The organism is Metabacillus sp. SLBN-84 (assembly GCF_053629595.1).
Window position 1 is genome coordinate 3,210,846 of the sequence record NZ_JBRJIP010000001.1, and the last position, 17,553, is coordinate 3,228,398.

At 44.9% G+C, this 17,553-nt stretch carries 22 protein-coding genes and 1 pseudogene; 12 read left to right on the forward strand and 11 right to left on the reverse strand.

What is annotated here, in order from left to right; genetic code table 11:
• Positions 1-36 precede the first annotated feature (36 nt).
• From RKD52_RS16385 to RKD52_RS16395, 3 genes are all read left to right on the forward strand, one after another.
• Positions 37-558 carry a YjcG family protein gene (locus RKD52_RS16385; RefSeq protein WP_029282509.1) on the forward strand — a complete coding sequence of 174 codons (522 nt, stop codon included), beginning with the start codon at positions 37-39 and terminating at the stop codon, positions 556-558.
• On the forward strand, positions 559-987 hold the full coding sequence (locus tag RKD52_RS16390; RefSeq protein ID WP_369732271.1) for a GNAT family N-acetyltransferase: 429 nt from the start codon (positions 559-561) through the stop codon (positions 985-987).
• A 614-nt stretch (positions 988-1,601) separates the two neighbouring features.
• Positions 1,602-2,288: a DUF421 domain-containing protein gene (locus RKD52_RS16395; protein ID WP_454101251.1), complete on the forward strand. Its 687-nt coding sequence runs from the start codon at positions 1,602-1,604 to the stop codon at positions 2,286-2,288.
• On the opposite strand, the gene RKD52_RS16400 is transcribed toward RKD52_RS16395, so the two are convergent.
• Both RKD52_RS16400 and RKD52_RS16405 read right to left on the reverse strand, forming a co-directional pair.
• Positions 2,285-3,178, reverse strand: a complete 894-nt coding sequence (locus RKD52_RS16400) for an MBL fold metallo-hydrolase (RefSeq protein WP_454101252.1) — start codon at positions 3,176-3,178, stop codon at positions 2,285-2,287. The two genes, RKD52_RS16395 and RKD52_RS16400, sit on opposite strands and share 4 nt — an antisense overlap.
• Positions 3,179-3,202: 24 nt before the next feature.
• The gene (locus RKD52_RS16405) at positions 3,203-3,430 is read right to left on the reverse strand and encodes a hypothetical protein (protein WP_454100548.1); all 228 of its coding nucleotides are present in this window, start codon (positions 3,428-3,430) and stop codon (positions 3,203-3,205) included.
• A gap of 154 nt (positions 3,431-3,584) precedes the next feature.
• Between RKD52_RS16405 and RKD52_RS16410 the strand changes: the two genes are divergently transcribed.
• Positions 3,585-5,843 carry an ATP-dependent helicase gene (locus RKD52_RS16410; RefSeq protein WP_454100549.1) on the forward strand — a complete coding sequence of 753 codons (2,259 nt, stop codon included), beginning with the start codon at positions 3,585-3,587 and terminating at the stop codon, positions 5,841-5,843.
• 37 nt (positions 5,844-5,880) lie between these two features.
• On the opposite strand, the gene RKD52_RS16415 is transcribed toward RKD52_RS16410, so the two are convergent.
• From RKD52_RS16415 to RKD52_RS16435, 5 genes are all read right to left on the reverse strand, one after another.
• Positions 5,881-6,135, reverse strand: a complete 255-nt coding sequence (locus RKD52_RS16415; RefSeq protein ID WP_029282521.1) for a stage VI sporulation protein F — start codon at positions 6,133-6,135, stop codon at positions 5,881-5,883.
• A gap of 141 nt (positions 6,136-6,276) precedes the next feature.
• Positions 6,277-6,411 (reverse strand): YjcZ family sporulation protein, encoded by a 135-nt coding sequence (locus tag RKD52_RS16420; protein WP_081414023.1) that lies wholly within the window; start codon positions 6,409-6,411, stop codon positions 6,277-6,279.
• Between the two features lie 95 nt (positions 6,412-6,506).
• Positions 6,507-6,785, reverse strand: coding sequence for a hypothetical protein (locus tag RKD52_RS16425; RefSeq protein ID WP_454100550.1), 279 nt, complete (start codon positions 6,783-6,785; stop codon positions 6,507-6,509).
• A gap of 45 nt (positions 6,786-6,830) precedes the next feature.
• Complete coding sequence (locus RKD52_RS16430) at positions 6,831-6,974, reverse strand: hypothetical protein (RefSeq protein ID WP_158001587.1); 144 nt, start codon at positions 6,972-6,974, stop codon at positions 6,831-6,833.
• A gap of 88 nt (positions 6,975-7,062) precedes the next feature.
• Complete coding sequence (locus RKD52_RS16435; protein WP_454100551.1) at positions 7,063-7,386, reverse strand: hypothetical protein; 324 nt, start codon at positions 7,384-7,386, stop codon at positions 7,063-7,065.
• Positions 7,387-7,598: 212 nt separating this feature from the next.
• Between RKD52_RS16435 and RKD52_RS16440 the strand changes: the two genes are divergently transcribed.
• Both RKD52_RS16440 and RKD52_RS16445 read left to right on the forward strand, forming a co-directional pair.
• Positions 7,599-8,312, forward strand: coding sequence for a BMQ_0737 family morphogenetic spore coat protein (locus RKD52_RS16440; protein WP_454100552.1), 714 nt, complete (start codon positions 7,599-7,601; stop codon positions 8,310-8,312).
• 105 nt (positions 8,313-8,417) lie between these two features.
• Positions 8,418-9,215, forward strand: coding sequence for a hypothetical protein (locus RKD52_RS16445; RefSeq protein WP_454100553.1), 798 nt, complete (start codon positions 8,418-8,420; stop codon positions 9,213-9,215).
• A gap of 92 nt (positions 9,216-9,307) precedes the next feature.
• On the opposite strand, the gene RKD52_RS16450 is transcribed toward RKD52_RS16445, so the two are convergent.
• Complete coding sequence (locus tag RKD52_RS16450) at positions 9,308-9,658, reverse strand: DUF1360 domain-containing protein (protein ID WP_454100554.1); 351 nt, start codon at positions 9,656-9,658, stop codon at positions 9,308-9,310.
• 152 nt (positions 9,659-9,810) lie between these two features.
• On the opposite strand from RKD52_RS16450, the gene RKD52_RS16455 reads away from it, so the two are divergent.
• Genes RKD52_RS16455 through RKD52_RS16465 form a run of 3 tightly spaced genes read left to right on the forward strand, consistent with a single transcriptional unit; the run spans position 9,811 to position 10,884 of the window.
• Complete coding sequence (locus RKD52_RS16455; RefSeq protein ID WP_454100555.1) at positions 9,811-10,086, forward strand: hypothetical protein; 276 nt, start codon at positions 9,811-9,813, stop codon at positions 10,084-10,086.
• Positions 10,087-10,106: 20 nt separating this feature from the next.
• Positions 10,107-10,655 (forward strand): HipA family kinase, encoded by a 549-nt coding sequence (locus tag RKD52_RS16460; protein WP_454100556.1) that lies wholly within the window; start codon positions 10,107-10,109, stop codon positions 10,653-10,655.
• Position 10,656: 1 nt separating this feature from the next.
• The gene (locus tag RKD52_RS16465; protein WP_454100557.1) at positions 10,657-10,884 is read left to right on the forward strand and encodes a hypothetical protein; all 228 of its coding nucleotides are present in this window, start codon (positions 10,657-10,659) and stop codon (positions 10,882-10,884) included.
• A 42-nt stretch (positions 10,885-10,926) separates the two neighbouring features.
• Here RKD52_RS16465 and RKD52_RS16470 read toward each other — a convergent pair whose 3' ends face one another.
• A complete protein-coding gene (locus tag RKD52_RS16470; protein ID WP_454100558.1) occupies positions 10,927-12,009 on the reverse strand; it encodes a glycosyltransferase in 1,083 nt (360 codons plus the stop codon).
• 202 nt (positions 12,010-12,211) lie between these two features.
• Here RKD52_RS16470 and RKD52_RS16475 point away from each other — a divergent pair.
• The 3 genes and pseudogenes from RKD52_RS16475 to RKD52_RS16485 all read left to right on the forward strand — a co-directional run.
• Positions 12,212-13,501 (forward strand): annotated as a pseudogene (locus RKD52_RS16475) (UDP-glucose dehydrogenase family protein); the annotation flags it as partial.
• A complete protein-coding gene (locus tag RKD52_RS16480) occupies positions 13,498-14,454 on the forward strand; it encodes an NAD-dependent epimerase/dehydratase family protein (RefSeq protein WP_454100559.1) in 957 nt (318 codons plus the stop codon). The pseudogene RKD52_RS16475 and the gene RKD52_RS16480, both read left to right, overlap by 4 nt.
• Positions 14,451-15,593, forward strand: coding sequence for a glycosyltransferase family 4 protein (locus RKD52_RS16485; RefSeq protein WP_454100560.1), 1,143 nt, complete (start codon positions 14,451-14,453; stop codon positions 15,591-15,593). The genes RKD52_RS16480 and RKD52_RS16485 overlap by 4 nt, the downstream gene beginning before the upstream one ends.
• Positions 15,594-15,701: 108 nt before the next feature.
• Here RKD52_RS16485 and RKD52_RS16490 read toward each other — a convergent pair whose 3' ends face one another.
• Positions 15,702-16,457: a hypothetical protein gene (locus tag RKD52_RS16490; protein ID WP_454100561.1), complete on the reverse strand. Its 756-nt coding sequence runs from the start codon at positions 16,455-16,457 to the stop codon at positions 15,702-15,704.
• Positions 16,458-16,470: 13 nt separating this feature from the next.
• The gene (locus tag RKD52_RS16495; protein ID WP_454101253.1) at positions 16,471-17,538 is read right to left on the reverse strand and encodes a CotS family spore coat protein; all 1,068 of its coding nucleotides are present in this window, start codon (positions 17,536-17,538) and stop codon (positions 16,471-16,473) included.
• Between the last annotated feature and the right edge of the window lie 15 nt (positions 17,539-17,553).

Consider the following 17,553-nt stretch of genomic DNA (forward strand, 5'->3'; position numbering starts at 1 on the left):
CTTTACTTACATATTCATACATGGGAGGGAACTAAAATGAAATACGGCATAGCCATTTTTCCATCAAAAAAACTGCAGGATGCAGCCAATTCGTACAGAAAGCGCTACGATCCGAATTACGCACTGATTCCGCCGCATTTGACGCTGAAGCAGCCATTTGAAGCAACAGACGAGCGAATCCGCGATATTTCTAGAGAACTGCGCCAGATTGCGCAGAACCATCAGCCTGTGACTCTGTCAATCCGAAAGTTCAGTTCCTTTTCTCCAGTAAACAACGTTATTTATTTAAAAGTAGAACCGACAGAGCAGATCTTAAGCCTGTATGATGCGCTTCATGATGAGTATTTTTCTGATGTTGAGCCGGAATATGCATTTGTCCCTCACATCACAATCGGGCAGAAACTTTCGGATGATGAACATTCGGACGTGCTTGGCAGTCTGAAGATGACTGATTTTCAGCACGAAGAAACAGTTGACCGTTTCCACCTTCTCTATCAGCTGGAAAATGGATCATGGACGGTTTTTGAAACATTTCTCCTTGGAAAGGAAGGCCTCTAAGTGAACGTACGCATTGTAAAATCGGATGAAGAGCTTCAGGATGCATATGACGTCCGGACAAAAGTATTTGTAGAAGAGCAGCAAGTCCCTGAAGAAGAAGAAATTGACCAGTTTGAACGGGAAGCTTCCCACGTTGTTCTATACGACGGCGATCAGCCCGTTGGAGCAGGCCGTTTCAGAATATTAAACGGCGTCGGCAAAATGGAGCGGATCTGCGTGCTCCCTGAATACCGTTCAAAAGGCGCCGGCAAAATGATTATGGAAAAGCTTGAAGAAATTGCCGCTGCAAAGGACATGCAGACATTAAAACTCAACGCCCAGACACATGCAGAGGCGTTTTACGAAAGACTCGGATACCGCACAATCTCCAAAGAAACCTTCCTGGATGCGGGAATTCCTCACGTGACGATGATGAAAGAAATAAAATGATCAGATAAAAAAGCAGCTGTGTGCTGCTTTTTTATTTTTGTGCGGTTTACGGGTACCAAATGCGCTGAGGGGCATATTTTCTTCCTTTATGACCTCTCAGGCCGGACCGGATGCGCTGAAAGGGCATTTCTGCTCCATTTATAACCTCTCACACTGTACCGGATGCGCTGAAAGGTCATTCCTGCTCCCTTTATGACCTCTCACACTGTACCGGATGCGCTGAAAGGTCATTCCTGCTCCCTTTATAACCTCTCACACTGTACCGGATGCGCTGAAAGGTCATTCCTGCTCCCTTTATAACCTCTCACACTGTACCGGATGCGCTGAAAGGTCATTTGTGCTCCATTTATAACCTCTCACACTGTACCGGATGCGCTGAAAGGTCATTCCTGCTCCCTTTATGACTTCTCACACCGGACCGGATGCGCTGAAGGGTTATTTCTTTCCCGTTTATGACCTTTCCAGTCAGACCGGATATTCCAAAGGGTTATATGGCACCCCACAAGCTCCCCATTCACCCAAAACAAAATCATGAATATCCCCAAAAATGCGCATGCTAATGGCATCTCCTATTGGAATCGGGTGAAGTCGTGGATCTGTTGCATTTTAATCCTATGGAATTTGTACATACTGGCATGGATCTGGTTATTGGGTTTTTTGGTCTGTTTTTTTTGACCCGAATGCTTGGAAAGACGCAGATCACCCAAATTACAACGTTTGATTTTATCTCCGCCTTAGTGCTTGGAGAGCTTGTGGGAAATGCGGTTTTTGATGATGACACTGGCATCCTGAAAATTCTGTTTGCCATTGGGGTGTGGGGAGTTCTTATCTATCTGCTTGAGATCATCACGCAAAAGTGGAAAAAAACGAGGGCGTTTCTTGAAGGAAGGCCTACTATTGTTATTCACAAGGGTGAAATTAACCGTGAAGCCCTTAAGAAGAGCAAGCTTGATATCAACCAGCTTCAGCATTTGCTTCGTGCAAGAGGTGCATTTTCAATAAGAGAAGTGGCTTATGCGGTACTGGAAACGGACGGGACAATCAATCTTATGAAAAAGCAGCAGTTTGAATCCCCTACAAAGAGTGATTTTAATCTGCCTGTAGAACGCGCAGTTCTCCCCTTCACGATGATCATTGACGGTGAGGTGCTGCTTGATAATGTCCATGAAGCCGGCTTTTCAGAGGAATGGCTGAAAAAAGAACTTGCAGCCCGCAGCATTACCGCATACAGGGAAGTTCTGTATGCCGAGTGGCTGGAAGGCGACGGCCTTTTTCTCCAGAAATTCAAACCGACTTCCTAATTTTTGCTTCTCACAAATAGCTTTGCATCCCTGATTTCGAGTTCTGCTTTCTCTTCTTTCATCAGTTTTGTCAAATACGCTGTAATGGCCGTGCGGTATAAAAGCCACGAAGACAGTTTTTCAGCAGCCACATCATATTCTTCGCACATGCTTTGAATGACCTCATCAAAAGGTATACCTGATGGGGTCAATTTTTTTACAAGTGATTCAAGAACATTTAAATGATAGGAAATATTCACTTTTACCGTATCTTGAAACGATTCCTCAAAGGTTCCATGCCCCGGAACAGCACCTGCAGCATCCAGTTCCAAAAGCCTGTGCAGGGAATGCAGCGTATCCTCCGCATCAATGATGTACGGAATTTTGTGCTTTTTGAGCTGTTCTGCTCCAAAATAGGAGTCTGCAGCATAAAGAATGCCATCCGAAAGAATGCCCATCTGCATGAGGCTGTGTCCAGGAAGAGCGATGCATTCAAATGACCGGTCCCCAAACCGGAAAGTCCCTTCTGTCACCTCTTCATCGACGACAATAGGCGGGCCTTCAAGAAATTTATTCCGCAGCTCAGGCAGCGGCATCGCGCCATGGAATAAATAAATCGGTTCTAAAACGGGATTCCGCAGGATCGCAGCTTCCTCTTTTGATGCAAACGTATGAACAGTCAATTGTTCCTGTATGTATGAGGCTCCCCCGTAATGATCGGCGTGGGCATGTGTGATAAAGAGATGCGTCATCGGCAGCGCATTTTTTTCAAGGTGGCTGATCACCTTTTTTGCAGCTTGCCGGTCTAGGCCGGCATCAATCAGCATACCGCTCTCTCCGCTTTTTATATACCCGATATTTACCGGCGATTCAAAGTAGTAGCATGTTTCGCTGAGCTGCATGAATTTCATCGCGTTCAACTTCTTTCCTTCTCTTTAAATGGATTCGCTGAAAAGCAGTCCCTTTCCGGTCACCTTGCTTACAGCCTTTTGGTCCGTCCGTTTTTCCTCCGGCCGGGCTTTTTCTTTTAACTCTTCTCTTGAATACAGGGAAAGACTGATGCGTGCTGCACCCGGTACTTTTGCATAATCCTGCTGATGTTTAACCATGCGGTTTGCATACTGCACATACTGCTCAGGGACTGGCGGTACTGCAAAACTCATCATCATCACCCCTTTTAAGAGACTATTCCCATACATTCGTCCTTTAAAACGAATTATCCTGCCCCTTTTTTGTTTTCTCTCCTTTTGATAAGATAAGGTTTGTGACTTTAAAATGAGAATAGATGTTTACATAAATGAATCGGGGGGACTTTCATTGATTTGCGGAAAATATAAAGATGAATACATTCAGCTCCCGTACCTTGCAAGAGAACGCTATCAGCAGATATATGAAGCAAGCCTGCACGGAAAACTACATTGTGCATGCTGCGGCCAGCCGCTGAAAATGCACATGAGCATCAAACAGGATCCCGCTTTTATTCACGCGGATTATTCCGTTCACGAACAGTGCGAGCAGTACAGTCAGGCGGTTCAGGAGTCAGCAGCATCCAAAGAGGCGGTTTATAAGGAAATGAACGGCTTCAGACTGCCTGCTGGAAGGTCCATTTCAGAGAACAGTGATAAAAAAGAAACCGGCTGGAAATCTTATCAGCTTGCAAAGATGGACAGACCGCTTCAGATCAAAGAAAAATCAGCGGCAAACAGCATCCTTGAAATACGCCTGGACGATACCCAGCTTGAAGCTGTAACAACTATAGAAGGACCGCTTCTTGTCCTTGCGGGGGCAGGCAGCGGCAAAACAAGAGTTCTGACAACACGGGCTTTATACATGATGGAAAAGCAGGGCATTGACCCAGGCTCAATCATGCTCGTCACATTTACGTCCAAAGCTGCGCAGGAAATGAAGCACCGGCTGAGCGAACATGCCGTAAATGGTTCCGGAAGACTCGTTTGCGGAACGTTTCACAGCATTTTTTACAAGATTCTGATGCACAACGATCCAGAAAGATGGAATGGACAGCATCTGATTAAATGGGACTGGCAGAAAGAACAGTACATTAAAACGGCGGGCAGAGAATTAGGACTCAATGAGAAGGAATTCCCTTATGACCAGGCGCTCCAGCAGATCAGCTACTGGAAAAACACCTACCTGACAGCAGGCGAAATCAAGCCTGCTGACGAATTTGAAGAACAGGTGCTGACCCTTTATAAAAACTATGAAGAAATGAAAAGTGCCCAGGGACAATTCGATTTTGATGACATGCTTATCAAATGCTATGAGCTTCTTTCAGAAAATCCGGAGATCCTTAAGGCTTACCAGGCAAGGTTTGAGTATTTTCTCGTCGATGAGTTTCAGGATATTAACCCTGTGCAATATGAGCTTTTAAAGATGCTTTCTTCCCATACAAAGCAGCTTTGTGTTGTCGGGGATGATGATCAGTCGATCTATGCGTTCAGAGGAAGCGATCCCTCCTTCATTCTGAATTTCAAGCATGATTTTACGGGGGCGAAAATCGTGACACTGGCTGAGAATTACCGTTCAAGCCATGAGATCGTCGCAAGCGCGAATTCCGTTATCTCCAAAAATAAGCAGCGGCATCAAAAAGCGATGAACGCACAATATCAAAACGACACACCTCCCCTGTTTTTCTTTCCATTTGATGAAGAAGAAGAGGCAACGCTTGTTGTGAATGATATGAAGGAAAAGCTTGAAAGCGGGGCAAAGCCCGGTGAGTTTGCCGTTCTTTACCGGACCCACACGTCGGGACGGGCCATTTTTGAACGGCTTGCGCAGTCAAGCATCCCGTTTACGATCGAACAGGAGGGACTGTCTTTTTATGAAAGAAGAATGGTCAAATCTCTCCTTGCCTATTTGCGGCTTGGACTGAATCCCGACGATTCGGCAGCGATCGTTCACGTCATGAGTGCGCTGTTTATTAAACAAAGCGCGTTAAATGACTTAAAAGCCTTTTCCATTACACATGACTGCACCTTTGTAGAAGCCCTCGCCAAGCTTGAGTCCCTGCAGCCGTTTCAAAAAGCAAAAATCAAGAAAATTGTTCCGCTGTTTAAAAAGCTCCGTCTGATGCGGCCGGCAGCTGCCATAGATGTCATTGAAAAGGAAATGGGCTTTTCTGATTTCCTGAAAAAACGCGGAAATGAAGGCAACGCCATTGAAAAGGGCTCAGATGACCTGAAGGATGTCAGAGTGCTTGCCGGGAAGTTCGAGACGATTGCAGAGCTTCTTGAACATGCAGATCATATGACCGCAAAGTCAAAAGAGTGGCGGCAAAAACGGGATTCCCATGCGGTTCAGCTTATGACAGTGCACCGTGCAAAGGGGCTTGAGTATGAGCATGTCTATATTTTAGGCGCCGTTGACGGCGGACTGCCTCATGACTTTGCCCTTGATGCCTTCCGAAAAGGGGATGAAAAGCCGATTGAAGAAGAACGCAGGCTCATGTATGTAGCGATAACACGAGCGAGGACGTCTCTTGCCGTTTCCGTGCCCCAGTACAGAAGAGGGCGCAGAGCGATACCTTCAAGGTTTATCAGAGGGCTGATTACTCCTTAAATACGCAAAAAGACCTCTCACGCGAGAGGTCTTTTCGCTATTTCTTATTGATCATTTTTGAGATTGTGCCGAAATCAAGTTTTTCTTTGCCGTTTACGATGCTGTTTACAATTTTGTCTTCCATTTCTTTATTAACCGGCTTGTTGGCAATTTGGGATACACGGCGGATGACGCCTCGAACTGTATTTTCATCTTTGAAGTTGGCGTTTTGAAGGGAATTGGCAAGATCAAGAACTTCCTTCATGTTTACACCTGTTTTCTTTTCAAGGTTTTTAAAGAAGTGATTATCCATTTTTGCTGCCTCCTTTATGATGATATATCCTATGAAACTGATTCTTGTGTGTGCCTATCTTTTTTGATAATCGTTTTAATCAGTAAAAAGAGGAAAGTACGGACTCTCGCCCGTACCTTCTGCTCAGTTAAAGCTGTTCAATTAGTTGTAGAAAGAAGCACCTACGATGATCAATAGGATGAACAATACTACGATCAGTACAAATGTTGAACCGTAGTAGCCGCCACCGCCGTAACCGCCGCCGTAACCACAGCCGCCATAATATCCGTAACCCATATCTTAGCCACCTCCCTCTGCCTTTCGTCTATACATCATATGTCAGACAGCTTTGAATGGCTGGACATATTCATCAGGCAATATGCGGAAATTTACTATTTAGGGCGTTTTTCCTGATCTGACATCCATCTTTCTGCATCGATTGCCATCTGTTCCATCCGCTTCTCAAATGAATCAGCCGTTCGCTCGAGGGAACCAAGATCCTTTTCCTTTTGTCCCATCCATTGTGAGTGTTTTTTCTGGATGTCATCATGACGGCCGTACAGATTATCCATAAACTTTTCAAATTCACCGCTCAGCTTGCTCATTTCCTTCACCTCTACCCCCAGCCTATTCCCGCCGACTATACACTGTTCGCAAGAGATCATAGACAAAATAAAAGCCCCCTGAGAGCATCAGGGGACGTTTATTTGTTTCCATTAATCTTTTACAACAATTTTTTTCTTGCCGCAGCCGCAGCCTGCTTTTTTGCCGCCGCTTAATTGCTGCTGACTGTATTGGGAAGAGCCATGGTACACGGCACTGTTTACTTTTGGCGCTTTTGAGCTTTTTTTATAAATCATGCTGATCCTCCCTTTGCTGTTCCTATTTCTACATTATGTCAGAAGAAAGGGCTTTGACTTCAGCGAAAGTACCAATCTTGCTTGAAGCCTATTCTTCTGTCTTTTTATTGTCTATTGCCGCCTGGTTTTTCAGATTGCTGATAAACCAGGAATCATAGTATTTATCCGCATGGACTGCATCATATTCTTCTTCGGAGTTCTTGTTTTTCTTTAAAAGTTCAAATAGAACAAGGTTTTCTCCTTCTAGCAGAGATACCTTTTCCTTCAATTCTTTATTTTCTTTAAGAAGCTCCTGATAAGAACCGTCATCTTCATAGTCAAGCAGCTGTGCCCTTGTATGGGAAAGCTCTCTCTGCAAATAAGTAATTCTTGCTTTAAGGGCTTTGATGTTTTCCGTCTGCTGATTTGTCACATTCCTCTCCCCCATCCATATATTGAATTATTCCCTTACTAATATGAAATTCAGCCAGCAGGCGAATTATGCAGGAAACTGACATTCACCTAAATTTCCGCTCTTATCACGGCACACAAATTGGGAAAAAACATACTATACATTAGTCCCGACACCTAATGTATCTGTTCATTAAAATGGACGGGAGAAATTAAGATAGGAGGAAAACAACAGTGAGTCATTCCAGAAAAGAAAAAGAAAAAGTATGCATCAAAACACGCAAAGTGTATGACTGGGTTACACGTCCAGTGGACCTGCCGCTAATCAGTGTAAATGACTGCGATCTAGATAATTTGTTTGACTGCGATGGCAAGACAGACGACATCTGTAAATTTCTTAAGAAAAAGGGACGTTCTAAGGACGTTACAGTGAACTGCTTCCTAAGCGATAAAGACGGACACCGCATCGAAACAGGCGACGACAGCAAATCATTCCTTTGCATGGAAATTTCACCATATGACAAACGCACAGATGTAACAGTAAACCTTCCAAATGGTGATGAAGTAACGCTGCAAAAAGTAAAAGTTCTTGTAAAAGGGTTTGTAACAGTTGAGCTTCTTGACGCAAATGACGATGTCATCTGTGAATCAAAAGCGATTCCGTTTGCAACTGCTCAAACATTCATCCTTTGCGCTCCAGAAGGAACTGAGCTTGAATGTCACGTAAACTACTTCGAATGTGACGCAACATTAGTCTGCACAGACGTATTCTCTCAGCTTGATGTATCCATTACATTCTGCTTAGACGTACAAATGGAAGCTGATGTGAAACTTGAAGTAGAAGCTAAAATCTGCAAGCCTCGCGAAGAGCTGACAGAAGCAATCAATGTATGTGACATGAAAGACAAATTCCCGCCGCAATGCCCTGATATTTTCCCAGTGCACTAAAAACATAAGATGGCTGTTCTTAAACAGCCTCTTATTTTTTTTGGTTTGATTTGCTCCTTTTCTTCATACATATGCAGTAGGAAGTTCAGAAAGGAGTTTCACGCCATGAAAAAGCAGGATAGCCAAAATGCAGGTGAACGCACGCTGCAGCTGCAGCAGCAAATCCTCCACTACCGTTCTGAACTGAGCCGTATGCAGCAGCTTGTGAACGAGGCAGACAATCAAGTGAAAAAAGAGCTGATCCGCAACCAGTATCTACAGGAAAAGCTGAATGAGGCTCTTCACACTCATACTGATCAGTTTGAAAAAGAAGTGTTCAGGCTGGAAAAAAAAGTTCTGACGCTTGAGGTTTCGCTTGAGGAAGAAAAAAAACGGGCAGCTGATCTCCGGAAAAAACTGCTCATGCAGGAAGAACAGGCAAAACCCGCTGTCATTGAGCCGGTCATCGGGGCATCCGCCCACTTTCAGGCTTCCGTTCTCCTGCCAAAAGATGACGATGAGCCATTGACTGTTTTCGGGGATTTTGTGATAAAAAACATCGGAAATCAGCCCCTTCAGCAGCCGGTCATCTGCTTGCAGATTACGCCTGTTTCCTACGGTTCACTAAGCGGAAAAATCATTCTTCAGCGTAAGATGGAGGACACGAACCTATTTGATGACGCACCCGGACCTCTCTGGAGGCATGTTCATGAAAATTGGCGGGAACGCGTGCGGACAGACGGCCAATACTGGCTGAAACCCCTAAAAGAAAATCTGGTTGAGCCCGGCCAGACGCTCGTCTTTTCAAGTTTTGAAATTTCCTTCCCTTTCCCTCCTGAACGCGCGGCAGCGGTAAACGGATTTGTTTATGCAAAAGAGCTCCCAAATGGAATTCCTTCACTGAATAAAATAAGCATACAATAGCCGGCCGGGAATCCGCCGGCATTTTTTATACAGAAGCGGCAAACAACAAAACAAAAAAGAGCCTCCTTAAAAAGACTCCTTTCCGGATTCTATTAAAAAATCAGTTTTTCAATAATGGATTCAACAATCGCTGCACACCCGGCAATTGCAAGAATCAAAATGAGCGGTGAGGCAAGATCAGGCATGTAAACATAGATTCCGTACAGGAAGGCCGATGTCCATATGCCGGTGCACCAGTAGCAGCTGAGCAATTCACCGATCCACTTCTGAAGGCCCGTTCCCTTTATTTCAATATAGGCAACCGTACTGCCATCGGGAAGCGTTTCTTCTGCTTCCCTGTGAAAAGGACGTCTGATGAAGGCCGTTATTTTATCGTATACAAGCAATCTTGTAAGCCTGAAGCCCGCAAGAAACAATAATAGAAAATCGATCCATGCTATCATAGATGTCTCCTTTTCTTCAAGCGAATGATGTTACATTTTATGAGCTGCTTTAGTGTTTATGCCGAAGTTATCTGTTTACTGGTCAAATATCCATACTTTCCGGTGCTTACCTACATATACTGTTTAGTAAATGGACGTTTGAGGAGGATATTATGAGAAAAGTATTGTTTTTCAACAATGAAAGTCAGGATGATATTTCTATGAAGCTTGCAAAACTTGCAGCAGGCGACGAAGTGAATGTCCACGCCGGAGAAAAAGTCTATTATGAGGCAGCCTTTGAATCTTTTGATGAACAATCCGGCACAGCCTCTTTCTTAATTGACCGCTTTTATAAAAATGGAGGAGAAAGCGTTTCTTTTGATCTGGATGAAATCACCGGCATTGAAATGCCTCTCGGAGATGAAACGGTCGGAAGCGAAGACGAGTAATCGCTTAAGGGGGATGGGATATGTCTCACCAGGGGGTTCAGCCTGTCAAATACGTAAAGACACTTGAAGGAAATTATGCTCATCTGTTTCAGTTCACTGATGATGGTATGTATGTTGTGAAATTTTACAAAGTGCGGGAATATCGGAAAAGGGAAGTTGTGAATGAATGGCTTGCGGCAAAGCTCGGGGAGATTCTCGGGCTTCCCGTCTTGCCCGTTGCTGCAGTAGATATGCCTCAAAAATCACTTCAGGAAATCCCCGAAAGCAGCCGGGGAACGTACCGGGCGGGAACACATCTCGCCATTCCTTATTTGAATCGGGCGAAATCCTATCTGGATCTTCATCAGCCCCAAGCGTCCTTAAATGTGCTAAACGCAAATGACCTTGCCGGCATGCTTATTTTTGATCAGTGGCTGAATAACAACGACAGAAGCCGCACGAATATTCTTTTTGAAGAAAAGAAGGATAATAGCGTTTTCTTTTGGATGATTGATCATGGCAGGTGTTTTCCCGGCATGTACAGCTGGGATGTGCAGACTCTTTCAGGATCCGCCTGTCTACCGGGTTGATATGCCTGTTTACAAATGGGCCAGTTCTCTGCTCCCTGATGCTGATCCGCTGCATGAATTTGCAGAAAAAATTATGCAGATGAACAAACAGAAAATAGCTGAAATCATTCACGCCATACCTGAAAATTGGGAAGTGACAGAACGGGAAAAAGAATTGCTGACGGCTTTTTTAACACGCAGGGATATCTCTGACCTTCCAGATTTAGTGATTGGGGCAAACCGGAGCTGATTAAATGAAAACGCAAATAAACGCAGCCTCCGGTCTGCGTTTTCATTTGCTCATCTTCAAAAACCGCTCATACATTTCGTGCTGTCTGATCAGCTGCTTCCTTAAATCGAATTTCTCCTCAATGACCGCTCTTGCTGCATGTGTATACTCTGCCCATGCATCACTTGACCGCAGAAAGGAAAGCATTCCGTCTGCAAGCTGCTGCACATTTCTTTCCTCAATTAGATACCCCGTCTTCAGATGCGCAATCAGTTCGGGTATTCCTGCATGTCTGGTAGAAATGACCGGGAGCCCGATTGCCATTGCCTCTTTAAGAGCATTAGGTATTCCTTCAACGTCACCGTTTGGAGCCACTTCGCTCGGCAGACAAAATAGATGGGCTTTTTTCAACTCTTCCGCAATGTCATACAGGCTCATTTTCCCGGGAAGCGTAACCGCCTCTTCCAGATTCAATTCTCTTATCAGCGCTTCAAGGTTCAGCCGTTCTTTCCCGCCGCCAATAATTTTTAGCTTTATCTTCGGAAATAGGTCATGGGCTTTTTTAAAAGCACGAATCAGTGTTTCATGGCCCTTTTTTTGGACTAGCCTTCCGACCGATATCATGACAAATTCGCCGTCCTCAGGCGGAATCCGTTTTTGAAACGGGAACACATCCAAATCGATTCCTCCGTAAAGCACATTCATCTTACCCTTTGGCACCCCAAGCTTCAGAAGCTCGTTTCCAAGGTATTCGCATACAGGAACAAACAGGCTGCTGTAAGCAACCATCGTCCGGTAACGAGAAAAGTTCTTATTATATAACACCTCACTTTGAGAAGATCCGTCTGATCCCCGAATGCTGATAATAAAAGGAAGCTGCTGCTGCATGGCAAGCGGAAACACATCCACTGCATGCTTTCCGTGATGTGCATGGATGGCGGCTACTTCCTGTTCCTTGAAAAAAGTCGCCAAATCTGAAATTTCATTCAGATTATAGAAATGGTCCATTGGAAACTCGGTATCTTCCTTTCTCTGAAAAGGCCCGATGACAATTGACCGGTATTTTCCCTGATAGACCATCTGATTGTAGATAAACCGCTGATTGACCTTCACATCTTCCATAAGATAGTGCGCGATCGTTTCCATCTGGAACGTTTCACTCCTCCTCTTAAGTGCACAGCTGTGCCTCTTCACTCATCTTTTATGCTGTCAGCCTATTCATCTATGGACTTTGGTGCATATTGTCCAGAGAAAAAGCACCCATTCACAAGTTTTTATCCTGATTCAGTAACGTTTTATGCATGTTTCATAATAGGTTATGGGAGAAGGTTTTTAGAAAGGGGTTTCTACTATGAATGTGTGCGTGATTGGTGCAGGCTATGTGGGCCTGACAACGGCAGCCGTTCTTTCAAGTCTTGGCCACCGGGTATCATGCATCGACCAGGATAAAAAGAAAGTCACCATGCTGCAGGCCGGAAGGATACCCATTTATGAACCTGGACTTCAGGATCTGATTGAAGAAAATAAAAACAGGCTCCGTTTTTCTGATGATCTCGCTTCAGGTATAAACCAGGCCGACATAATCGTTCTGGCAGTCGGAACACCTTCCCTTCCAGATGGCAGCTCAAATTTAAGCTTTCTTTATAAAGCGCTGGCAGATGCTGCTGCAAACATTGCAGCCTATAAATTAATCCTCATTAAAAGTACTGTTCCACCGGGAACGAACCGGGCTGTTCTGAACTCACTCAGAGAAAAAGGCTACGGCCCTGATCTTCTTGACATTGTTTCTAATCCCGAATTTTTAAGAGAAGGATCTGCCCTGAAGGATATGCTTTTCCCCGACAGAATGGTCTATGGACTATTTGAGGAAAATGAGCGGGTCCTGCAGCTGCTGAAACAGCTGTACGCAGGAATTGATGCTCCTGATGTAGTCACGAACTATGAAGGGGCTGAACTGATCAAATACGCATCCAATGCCTTTCTTGCCGCAAAAATCAGCTTTATCAATGAAATCTCAAGAGTATGCGAAAAATATGGAGCGGATATTACGCATGTGGCGAGGGGAATCGGCCTTGACAACCGGATTGGACCTGCTTTTTTGCAGGCTGGAATCGGCTACGGAGGTTCGTGTTTTCCGAAAGATCTTCAGTCATTAAGCTACACAGCTAAAAGCAGCGGCCTGGAACCGCTTATTCTTGATGCTGTTCAATCAGTAAATGCAAGCCAGCTGACAATATATATTGAAAAACTGAAATCACTTTTTCCGGCATTCCCGGCTGTGAAGACCGCAGTTTTAGGTATTGCCTTTAAACCTGAAACAGATGATATCCGCGAATCTCCCGCTGCAGCACTGATTCATGCCCTGAATAAAGCGGGGTGTGAAGTATCTGCTTATGATCCGAAAGCAGCTCTTCCTGAACACTTGAGCGGCGTGAAACAGACCAGTGATCCGTACGATGCGGTTACAGGAGCAGACATCGTGATTCTTGCAACGGACTGGCAGGAGATCAAGAATCTTGACTGGCAGCGGGTTAAACAGCTCATGAAAGGCGAGACGCTTCTGGATGCGAGAAATTGCCTTGTGCCGGAAGTGATACGCGCAGCAGGACTTACCTACGAAGGAGTTGGGCGCCTATGAACATTCTTGTAACCGGCTGTGCAGGCTTTATCGGATCTCATTTATGCGAAAAACTGCTGGAAAATGAGGCAAATACCGTTACCGGCATTGATTGCATGATCGGACCTGTGCCGGAACCTTTAAAACACATAAATCTGCACAGCCTTTTAACCCATCCCCGGTTTCAGCTCATTAGAAAATCAATCATGGAAATTGACTGCAAAAAGCTAATAGAAAAAGCGGATGTAGTCTATCATCTGGCCGGAATCCCCGGGGTTCGTTCAAGCTGGGGAAAAGATTTTAATCCTTATGCAGAAAATAATATTCTGGCAACGCAAAAACTGCTGGAAGCGGCAAAAGATACATCACTTAAAAAATTCATCTACGCCTCTACCTCCTCCATTTACGGATACAAACATGGAAAGGTCTCTGAGGACGCAATGCCTGATCCGCTTTCCCCCTATGGCGTCACAAAGCTTGCGGGTGAGCACCTGTGCTCTGTCTACAAAAACAATTTTGGAGTTCCTGCTGTGATTCTCAGGTATTTTACCGTCTACGGTCCGCGGCAAAGACCTGATATGGCCTTTCACCGCTTTTTTAAGCAAATCATGACAGATCAGCCGCTTACTCTGTTTGGGGACGGTTCTCAAACGAGGGATTTCACTTATATAGATGATTGTGTAAAAGGAACGGCTGCTGTGATGCATGCTGATCATACAATTGGCAAGATCTTTAATATCGGGGGAAAAGAAAGGGCATCTGTGATTGACCTGATCAGAGAGATAGAGCTGATTACAGGCCGGAAAGCAGATATTCATTTCCTGGATGCGGCAATCGGCGAACCGAAACACACCCATGCAGATATTGCTCTTGCAAAAAATGTGCTCGGCTATTCCCCGGATGTGCCACTGAAAGAGGGGCTGCGAAAAGAATATGACTATATGAAACGCATCCTGCATGGGGATCCGCTATGAAGATCGCCTTTATCTGCACAGAAAAACTGCCGTCCCCTGCTGTAAAAGGGGGTGCCATCCAGCTTATGCTCGATGGCATTCTCCCTTATTTCAGCAGGAATCACGACGTTACGGTCTACTCCATTACAGATCCTCTGCTGCCTGATTCAAATGAACATAACGGAATACAGTATATCCGGTTTCCAAGACCAGCCTTTCACGAACAAACAGCCAACGATATCGAAGGCAAATTCTTTTCTCATATTCACGTCTTCAATCGGCCGGGCGAACTGTGGCGATACAAACAAGCTTCTCCGAAAAGCAAGCTGTTTGTCAGCCTTCACAACGACATGTTTTCCACAAGAAAATTGAAGCGGGAGCAGGCGCTTGAGGCATTGAGCATGTGCGACGCCATTACGACAGTCAGCGAATATATCAAGAGGACGGTCACTTTCCGCTATCCGGATGCAGAGGCTAAATCACACGTGGTTTATTCAGGCGTTGATTTCTCTTCCTTTTTGCCAAGGGAATCAGCGGAAGGAGAACAAAAACGAGCTCTCTGGCGCGAGAAATACGGACTGAACGGAAAAAAAGCCATTCTCTTCATTGGCAGGCTGAGCAGAACGAAAGGTCCTCACCTGCTGATCAGAGCGATGAAGCAAGTGATCCGGGAACACCCCGATTCCGTTCTTGTCATCGTTGGAGGCAAGTGGTTCAGCGAAGACGGCATCAACGACTATGTTCAGTTCCTGTACGATGAAGCAGCTAAATTAGGCAATCATGTACTGTTTACAAAATACATTCCATCCGAAGACATTCCTAACATCCTGCTCATGGGTGACCTTCTCGTCTGCAGCTCCCAGTGGCATGAACCGCTTGCCCGGATTCATTACGAAGCCATGGCAGCAGGCCTTCCGATCATTACAACCGACCGCGGAGGCAATGCGGAAGTGATCAATCATCATGTGAACGGCCTCATCATCCAAGAATACGACCAGACAAATGCCTTTGCTGAAGCCATCTCGCAGCTGCTTGCTGACAGCACCGGCGCCGTTTCTTTAGGGAAAAACGGAAGGCAGTATGCTGCGAAGAACTTTACGTTTCAGCATACTGCGGCAAAACTTGAAACCATCTATGTGAACGCGCAGAAATTCGGCTGAGAGCCGTTTTTTTTTGCATCCATTTTCAACTGCTTTTCCACCAGGACATGAACACAACTAAGAAAAAAAGCACACCATGATGATGTGCTTTTTTTGAAATCGTTCTTCTTACATAAATAACACTCTATTTTTTCTCGTTGAGCTGCGGTGTTTTGATTTTCTCTTCGATCTGAACCGTGACTCCTGCTTATCATCTGATTCACTTTCGCTGCTGAAATGCTCCTTCTTATTGAGCGCGCTGAACATCTCAATTAGACTCATGGAGGTATTGATTGTGTTCTGAACTTTTTCTATTTGATCTTGTAAAACAGTATCTGACATTGAAATGATGTCTGCTACTGCTTCCTGTGTTTCTTTCTGAATAGCTGCTATAGGAACGGCTGCTTCTGCTTCCGGCGTTTCTTTCTGAATAGCTGCTATAGGAACGGCTGTTTCTGCTTCCGGCATTTCTTTCTGAATAGCTGCTATAGGAACGGCTGTTTCTGCTTCCGGCATTTCTTTCTGAATAGCTGCTATAGGAACGGCTGTTTCTGCTTCCGGTGTTTCTTTCTGCATAGCTGCTATAGGAACGGCTGCTTCTGCTTCCGGTGTTTCTTCCTGAACGGCTGCTGCGGCCAGGTCCGTTTCTGAACGTGCCAAGACGTATGCTTCCTGCGGCTTTCTCGTCTTTATGGGAAGTTCGATCAGTTCAACGTCTCCCGTTGGCGGCTCTGCTTTGCGGTACTTATTCTGCGAAAGAAACGTTTCCGGATCTTCGAGCATCGTTTCATACTCTGCAGCACTCCATCCCATCGGCCCGGGAGGAGAAAAAGAGAAGTTTACAAGCTCGACTTTAGGAATCTCCTGAAATTCATTTGTACTCATTGTATCACCCTCCCTACGCCTTTATCTTAGAATAGAATTCTTCAAAGTTAGATAGAAATGCCTGTTTGGACTGTTCAACAGAAACGATGTTCTGCAGGGCCCAGATATATTTTTCATCCGACCATGAAGTCTTTTGTCCAAGAAAATATTTATGGACAATAGAACAATAGAGATGAGGGAACTTCAAATCGGTCCACAGCACTTTGTACTGATCTTTCGTCAAAGGATGAATGCTGTCATAGGTTCTCAAAAGTTCAATGACAAGTTCTGAATCCCAGACTGACATCTTTTTCATCATTTTATTTAAGATGACTCTCAGATCTCTTGACGGCAGATCAGATGTAATCGAGTGCAGTTCTTTCATCGAAAGGCCGTCTTCTGTTTCAATGAACCTGGCAAGCGTAAAATCCTGCTGGCAGAACATTCTTGATTCGATGCATTCAAGCGTCCATTGATCGTACTGACCTGCATCAAGTTCCTCGAGTGCCTGTTTTCCCCGCAGAATCATGTCATCGATTGTTTCAATAACCATTTTTGAAAAAGGATCCTGAAGCCATGTCTGTTCTGCATCCGGATCAATTACAGCAGGCGCCGGCAGATTATTTTCCTGGTCGGATTTAAGAGCCAGCATTTTATTGCCTTCAAGCTCCTGAAGCTTCCATCTGAAAAGCTTATGCCATTTGCCTAGTCTGCTTCTCTTTTTGCTCATCTCATCCGGCATATATCCTTGTGACGTATGGTGGAACGTTCCAATAAACTCCATAATGTTAAGCATCTGCGCTTTATCATAGTAAAGTACTTCTTTCCCCTGCTGCAGGTCATAAAGGACATAGGCGGATTTTCCGGCGCCAACACAAATGGCACCCGCTCTGGTCCGGTGAATTCGGGCGATCGGCAGTCCTTTTTCCTGCAGATGTTCATGTGCTTCTGCAATAAGCAGCATTCTTGCAGGCTTCATCACAACGCGTTTTAAAATTTTTACACCCTGGGCGGTTTCAACCTTCCACGTTGTTCTTCCGCTTTTATTTGTCAGCAGGGTGATCGACTGCACCTCAAACGGGTATAAATTCATAATGTTCATTTGCAGTTCATGCTG